At 69.7% G+C, this 6,829-nt stretch carries 7 protein-coding genes; 4 read left to right on the top strand and 3 right to left on the bottom strand.

All coding sequences use genetic code 11. The features are described from left to right. The first annotated feature begins 246 nt into the window (after nt 1-246). The 3 genes from J3P44_RS24570 to J3P44_RS24560 are packed head-to-tail and all read left to right on the top strand — an operon-like array spanning nt 247 to nt 3,895. Nucleotides 247-1,596, top strand: a complete 1,350-nt coding sequence (locus J3P44_RS24570) for an aspartate aminotransferase family protein (RefSeq protein WP_255893155.1) — start codon at nt 247-249, stop codon at nt 1,594-1,596. A 21-nt stretch (nt 1,597-1,617) separates the two neighbouring features. Beyond that, entirely contained in the window at nt 1,618-2,727 is a 1,110-nt protein-coding gene (locus tag J3P44_RS24565; protein WP_255893154.1) for a phosphotransferase, read from the top strand. Between the two features lies 1 nt (nt 2,728). Then, nucleotides 2,729-3,895 carry an ROK family protein gene (locus J3P44_RS24560; RefSeq protein ID WP_255893153.1) on the top strand — a complete coding sequence of 389 codons (1,167 nt, stop codon included), beginning with the start codon at nt 2,729-2,731 and terminating at the stop codon, nt 3,893-3,895. A gap of 44 nt (nt 3,896-3,939) precedes the next feature. On the opposite strand, the gene J3P44_RS24555 is transcribed toward J3P44_RS24560, so the two are convergent. After that, the gene (locus J3P44_RS24555) at nt 3,940-4,173 is read right to left on the bottom strand and encodes a DUF7218 family protein (RefSeq protein WP_255893152.1); all 234 of its coding nucleotides are present in this window, start codon (nt 4,171-4,173) and stop codon (nt 3,940-3,942) included. A 285-nt stretch (nt 4,174-4,458) separates the two neighbouring features. On the opposite strand from J3P44_RS24555, the gene J3P44_RS24550 reads away from it, so the two are divergent. Continuing rightward, nucleotides 4,459-4,863: a hypothetical protein gene (locus J3P44_RS24550; protein WP_255893151.1), complete on the top strand. Its 405-nt coding sequence runs from the start codon at nt 4,459-4,461 to the stop codon at nt 4,861-4,863. A 161-nt stretch (nt 4,864-5,024) separates the two neighbouring features. Here J3P44_RS24550 and J3P44_RS24545 read toward each other — a convergent pair whose 3' ends face one another. Together J3P44_RS24545 and J3P44_RS24540 are read right to left on the bottom strand one after the other, a co-directional pair. Continuing rightward, entirely contained in the window at nt 5,025-5,258 is a 234-nt protein-coding gene (locus J3P44_RS24545; protein WP_255893150.1) for a DUF7218 family protein, read from the bottom strand. Between the two features lie 313 nt (nt 5,259-5,571). Next, complete coding sequence (locus tag J3P44_RS24540; RefSeq protein WP_255893149.1) at nt 5,572-6,801, bottom strand: MFS transporter; 1,230 nt, start codon at nt 6,799-6,801, stop codon at nt 5,572-5,574. Between the last annotated feature and the right edge of the window lie 28 nt (nt 6,802-6,829).

Raw genomic sequence — 6,829 nt, 5'->3', positions numbered from 1 at the left:
CAGCCCGAGGACTTCGTCCACGTCTCCTCGCACACCCGCTACGACCCGATGCCGATGCACGACATGGGCTTCCGCAACCTCGTGCTGCTGGACCGCGGCTACGACCCGGTGCCCCCCGGCTACGACCTCACCGTCGTCAAGACCCTCGACGAGCTCAACACCCTGCTCGGCATCTGAGCGGACCCAGCCCCGGCAGCTCGTCACCCGAGATCGGGCCACCGAATGACCACCACAAAGGAACTCGCGATGCCTTCCACCCGCAGTCGGGCGACCGACAGCTTTCCCAACGGGTTCGACCCCGCGGCGCTGGAGAAGCTCCCCGGGCACCTCCGGGAGACCATCCAGCGGCGGACCGAGGTGCTCGGCCCTGGCTACATGCTGATGTACAAGGAGCCGGTCGAGTTCGTCTCCGGTCACGGCGCCCACCTGGTCGACCGCGACGGCAACGACTACCTCGACGCCTACAACAACGTCCCCTGCGTGGGGCACGCCCACCCCCATGTGGTCAAGGCGGTCTCCTGCCAGCTGGCGGCGGTCAACACCAACACTCGATACGCCCAGCAACCGCTCGTCGACTATGCGGAGCGGCTCCTCGCGACGTTCCCCGACGAGCTGTCGAAGCTGAGCCTGGCCTGCAGCGGGTCGGAGGCCAACGACCTCGCGATGCGGGTGGCTAGGTTCCACACGGGCGGCGAGGGGATCATCGTGACCCGCTGGGCCTACCACGGCATCACCCGCGAGGTCTCCAGCTTCTCGCCCTCTCTGGGCAAGGGTTCACCACTGGGGCCCAACGTCCGGCTCATCGATCCTCCTGACCCGCGACTCGTCGCGCCCGGCTCCACCCTGGCCGACCACATGCGCCACCAGGTGCGCGGCGCGATCGACGACCTCGAGCGCCACGGCTACCGGCTCGCCGCACTGGTCACCGACTCGGCCTACAGCAGCGACGGGATCTTCACGGACCCGGTCGGATACATGACCGGGGTCGTGGAGGAGGTGCACGCTGCTGGCGGTGTCTACATCGCGGACGAGGTGCAGGCCGGATTCGCCCGTCTCGGGGACTCGATGTGGGGTTTCCGCCGCCAAGGCGTGCTGCCGGACATCGTCACCCTGGGCAAGCCGATGGGCAACGGAGTGCCGCTCTCAGGCGTGGTCTTCCGCCCCGAGGTGTCCGACGAGTTCGGGCGCAACGTCCGCTACTTCAACACGTTCGCCGGAAGCTCGATCCCGGTGGCGGCCGGTGCCGCGGTGCTGGACGTCCTCGAGGAGGAGGACGTGCAGCAGCGGGTCCTCGAGAACGGCAAGGCCCTGCGCGCTGGGCTCGAGGCGATCACGCAGCAGTCGCCGTACGTCGCCGAAGTGCGCGGCACGGGGCTGTACTACGCGGTGGAGATCGTCCAGGACCGGGAGTCGCTCGAGCCTGACCGCACCCGAGCCGAGGACCTCATCAACGACATGCGCGGCCGTAGAGTCCTCATCAGCGCCTCCGGCAAGGGCGCGAACGTCTTGAAGATCCGCCCTCCGCTGGCCTTCAGCGAATCCGACGTGACCCGGTTCCTGGAGACCTTCGCCGAGGTCGCGGAAGTCCGTCTGTAGCGCTGGCCGAAGGGACCGACAGTGAACGCCTCGCCGCCCTCGGGCTCCGCTCAACGGCTCTTCGCCGAGAGCGGTCTGGAGTCATCGCACGAGTCCATCGACGTCGTGGTGGTGAGAAGGCTCCTCGACAGGCACTACGACCTCGACGGACGTCTCCAGGCGCTGGCGACGGAGAAGGACGACACGTTCAGGCTCAGGACGGGTGCGACCGACCACCTCGTGAAGGTCTCACCACCGGATGAGGCGCAGGAGGTCGTCGGGTTGCAGACCGCCGCGATGCGCTACCTCGAGCGAACCGCTCCCGAGCTGCCGGTCCAGCGCGTGAAGCTCGCGGTGGACGGCCGCGACTGCGTGGTCATCGAGACGGACGACGGCAGGAGCCGAGTCCTCCGGGTGTTCGACTTCGTGGAAGGTGCGCTCTGGGCGCAGGCGAAACCGGATCGCGAGCAGCTCGCCAGGATCGGCGAGATCCTCGGGCGGGTCGACGTGGCGCTGGAGGGGTTTGCGCACCCGGCGGACCAGCGTGGCCTGGTGTGGGACGTTCGCCACTTCCACGACCTGACGGAGCTCGTCGAGCACACCGCGAACGGCGAGCACCGCGCGCTGGCCGAGAGGGTGTTCCGGCTGTTCGAGGCCACCGTCGTCCCGAGCCTCGCTGACCTCGAGACGCAGGTGATCCACGGTGACTTCAGTCCCTACAACGTCGTCATCGATGACCAGGGCGACGACTACGTCGCCGGCGTCATCGACTTCGGTGACACCGTGCGCAGTGCGGTGATCTTCGACCCCGCGGTGGCCATGGCGAACCTCGTCGGTCGGCCGCCGGAACAGCCCTGGCGGGAGGCCTGCGCCTTCGTCGCCGGCTATGAACGGGCTCGGCCGATCAAGGATCGGGAGCTGCCGCTGCTGCCGGTTGCCGCGCTGGCTCGGCTCACCCTGCGCGCGCTCATCACGAACTGGCGCGCGGAGCGCGTACCCGAGCGCCGCGACTACCTGCTGGCCCATGCCCAGGACGACTGGATCAACGTTGAGCGGGGCCTCGCCGTACCGATGGCGGACGTCGTCGCACAGCTTCGGGCCGGCCGTCCGGCGGTCGACCCGCTCCCCGAGTCCGGCTCGGTAGGGTCATGAGGTGACCGGCAACCCCACGCCCCGCGACCACAACAAGGCGTCGGTCCTCGACATCGTCCTCTCCCGGGCGCCCTTGACTCGCAACGAGCTCATCGAGCTCACGGGGCTGAGCAAGGCCACGGTGTCTCGTGCAGTGGAGGAGCTCCGGGCGGACGGCTTCGTCGTCGACGGCGGAGTGGACGAGGTGACGGGCCGCGGGCGTCGTTCCACCAACCTCGACGTACCGGGCACGACAGGACATGTCGTCGGTGTCAGCTTCGGCGCCCAGAGCACCTGCGTCCTGGTGGCCGACCTCAGGGGTCGCGAGGTCCATCACGTCATCGTTCCCACGGTGGCCCACACGGAGGTCGCGAAGGCCGCGGCGTGGCTGGTCGACCTGGTGGCCGAGGCCCGTCGATCCGCGGGCGGGCCGTTGCGCCAGGTCGTCGTCGCGGTGCCCGGCCGAGTGCTGAACGGCACAGAGATCTTCGGCCCGGCAGAGGGGATGAAGATCTATGCGGGCTCGGTTCTCCAGCGAGCCCTTGCCGACCAGGTCGGCGCACCCGTGCTCCTCGACACCGACGCCAACGCGTCCTTGCTCGGGATCCTCGCCGAGGACGCCACTCTCGGCAGTGCCGCGCTCCTCAGCGTGAGCAGCACCCTGAGCCTCGCCAGCTGCAGGGGACACGAGCTCGTGCGGGGACGTACGCCTGCCTTCGGTGACCTCGGTGTGCTCGTCGCCGGGGTCGGTGACGAGATCCTCGACGGGTTGCTGAGCACGAGTGGACTCCTGCGGTTCGCCCAGGGGCGGGGCCTCGACCTCGAGCGCATCGAGGACCTGTGGCTGCAACCGCACGACGACGTGTTGCGCGCGGAGGTACTGGAGGCGTTCACGACGGCGATCGTCACTGCAGTCAGCGCCGTGGTGGTCACGCTCGACCCCGAGTCGGTCTTCTTCGTCGGGCGGTTGCGCCCGCTCGTCGACGAGGTCCTTCCCGACGTACGACGTCGGCTCGACGAGAGCCTGACCGCGGCACCCGAGCTGGAAGTGCCGGAGCAGGTGCTCGGCCTGTCAGTGGCGCGAGGAGCCGTTCACGAGTGCCTCGGGATCGCCCGCGACCGGCTACGGACCGTGGTGCTGGAGGCCCGTCGGCAGGGCCAGGCCGCCCAGGCCGCGCCCTCCTTCTGAGACGCCGGCCGGGCGGCCATCGCGGCCGCGAGACATCGCCCTCGTCAGCTCTTCTTGGCGGCCGCCTTGCCGCCCTTGCTGCCGGCCTTCTTCTTCTGGGCGGTGGTGCCGCCCTGGCTGCTGTCGCTGTTCTTCTTGCCGCTGCCGCTGGACTTGCCGCCCTTCTTGGACGCGTCCGGCGTGTTGGCGATCTTCGCCGCGCGCTGCTTCGACATCCCCTTGTCCTTCAGCGCCTCGTACTGCTTCTCGTTCTTCACGTTGGCGGACTTGCTGGGCATGACTCCTCCATCGTTCGGGACCAGGACCGGTCTCGTACCCAGGGGGCCGAGCCCCATGCCGAGGTGCCACCGAGTGGGAGCAGCCGCCACCTCCCTTGGAAGACCTGTCGTCAGTGATCGACCTGCCGGAGGCAGCAGAGCTGCGCCGCGACGTCCAGTACGAACGCGCCAGGGACAGCGAGGAAGGTGGGGAGGAGTGAGTGCAGGACAAGCCCTGCCGACGACTGCGGAGGCCTCGCACGCCCGAAGGCGTAGGCTGCAATCGACGTGCGAGGAGGACGAGACATGAGCGCGATCGCGGCCGACGCACGTGCGGACGTCTCGCCCGCGCCCCCTGATCTGTCAGCGGCTCTGGGAAACTTCTTCGACGCCCTCCTCACATACGGGGCTGGGAAGCTGTCCCGCCACGTGGACGAGGGGCTCGTGGGCTTGGAGCGAGCGATGGTCTCTCGGGGACCGTTCGAGCGCGCGGTCTACGAAGCCGGCAAGGCACATCTGAGGGGCAAGAACCCCGTGTGGGCGGGCGCCAAGGGCGCGTGGGCCGGAGCCACCGTGCCCCAGAGGTTCGTCGCTGTGGCGATTCTGGTTCTGCTGGTCCTGCTGGCGCCCATCCCACTGCTCCTGGTGATCATCGGACTCCTCATCGCAGCGCTGGTGGCAGCCAGCCGGGCGGCGAAGGCATCGAGCTGAAGCTCGGAGCGGCCAGCACGCGCGCCAGGCGGTCTCTCGGTCCGGTGGCCTGGTGCCTACCGGAGATCTACGGGTGAGTCGATTCTCGATCAGGCGACCGGGATGCGGCGCGCAGCCGGTCCGATGATCGAGAACCGGGCCACGGTGCGGGCTTGGCGCGGTCAGCTCTTCTTGGCGGCTGCCTTGCCGCCCTTGCTGCCGGCCTTCTTCTTCTGGGCGGTGGTGCCGCCCTGGCTGCTGTCGCTGTTCTTCTTGCCGCTGCCGCTGGACTTGCCGCCCTTCTTGGACGCGTCCGGCGCGTTGGCGATCTTCGCCGCGCGCTGCTTCGACATCCCCTTGTCCTTCAGCGCCTCGTACTGCTTCTCGTTCTTGACGTTGGCGGACTTGCTCGGCATGGCTCCTCCATCGCTCGGGACACGTGACCGGGTCGGTACCCCCAGGGCCCGAGCCTCATGCCGAGGGAGACGGCGTGACGCTCGGTTACCGTCGCGCGAGCGAAACGGCGAGCATGTCCGCGCTGCGCCCGTGCGCAGGAGCGACGGCGTGGGCGGTGCCAGCGTGAGCACGACCAGATCGCCGGCCGTGAACGTGTGCACGTCGTCGTAGACCACCACGTCGAGGGCGCCGTCGATCACGAAGAGGCACTCCGTGGTGGAGACGTGCCGGTGGGACCGTCTCGACCGGGCGATCCGACGTCTTGATGCCCGGTCAGGCCGGCACCGCCGCGGCACGGGTCATGGCGGCGCGGCACGCGACTCCGATGGCCAGCGCGGCTGCCCCCAGGAGGACAAGTGCCGCCCCGCGCCCGCCGAGGGCGGCAGCGAGGGCGAGGACCATCAGCGGGCAGACGAACTCGCCGAGGAAGAGGGCGGCCGTCCAGAGACCCGTGCCGCGACCGCGCTGCTCGAAGGAAAGGCCGGCCAGCGCCCACACCAGGAGGGTCGGCAGCAGCAGGCCTGTGCCGCTGGAGGCGATGACCGCACCGACGACGATCACCGGGACGGAGCCCGCGAGGCCGACGGTCACCAGGCCGACGCCGGCGAGCGCGAACGCGATCGGCAGCAGCGTCGCCGTGCCCTTGCTCGAGACCCGGCCGAAGGTGAAGGCACCGACCGCGGTCGCGGCGGAGGCGAGGGCGGCGACGGCGCCGATGACCGGCACCGCGTCGATCCCTGCGTGGTCGAGGACGAAGGGCAGCTCCACGATCGGCGCGAAGAACACGATGCCGCCGAAGACGGACACCAGGCAGGGCGCGAGCAGGGCGCGCACTGGCACGGGCGGCAGCACCGTACGCGTGGTCCCGGCGGGGTTCTCGTCCGAGGAGTGCGGCTGCCAGAGCAGCGCTGCCGCTAGGACGGCGAAGACCAAGCTCGAGGCGTAGAGCCAGAACGGCGTACGCCAGCTGTGCGCCCCGAGGCCGCCGCCGACGGCGAAGAAGAGCGTCGCCGACAAAGACGCGAAGACGGTCTGGAGACCGAGCCACCGGTCCCTCTGTGGGCCGGAGAAGTAGTCGGCGATGAGGGTTGTGCAGCAGGTCATGATCGCCGCCTCGGCCACACCGAGACCCACACGGCTGAGCACGATTGCCGGCAGCCCGTCGAGCCACAGAGGAGCGGTGCCGAAGGCCGCGTAGACCACCAGGGCGATGACGAGCAACCGCTTGCGGCCGAACCGGTCGACGACACTGCCCGCGAACGGCGCCAGCAGGGCGATCATCAGGGCGGGGATGGTGAGCGAGATCGGCACGAGCGTCCTGGCCTGCGCGGTGTTGCCGAAGTGGCCCTGCATGGAGGGAAGGACCGGCGCGAGCAGCACTGCGCCGAGGACGGGCAGGCAGCTCATGAACATGAGCAGCACGCCCTGCGGGCGGCCCGCCCGTCGGGGGCCACCGTCGGCCGGGCGGGTGAGGGTGGGTGCGGTGGTCGGGCTGTCGGACATGGCCGCTCCAGGGCTCGTCGGGGGGGTG

The sequence above is a fragment of the Nocardioides astragali genome (genome assembly GCF_024436375.1).
GTDB classification, from domain to species: domain Bacteria; phylum Actinomycetota; class Actinomycetes; order Propionibacteriales; family Nocardioidaceae; genus Nocardioides; species Nocardioides astragali.
Note: the sequence above shows the minus strand (reverse complement) of the source record. Positions and strands in the feature narration are given on the sequence as shown.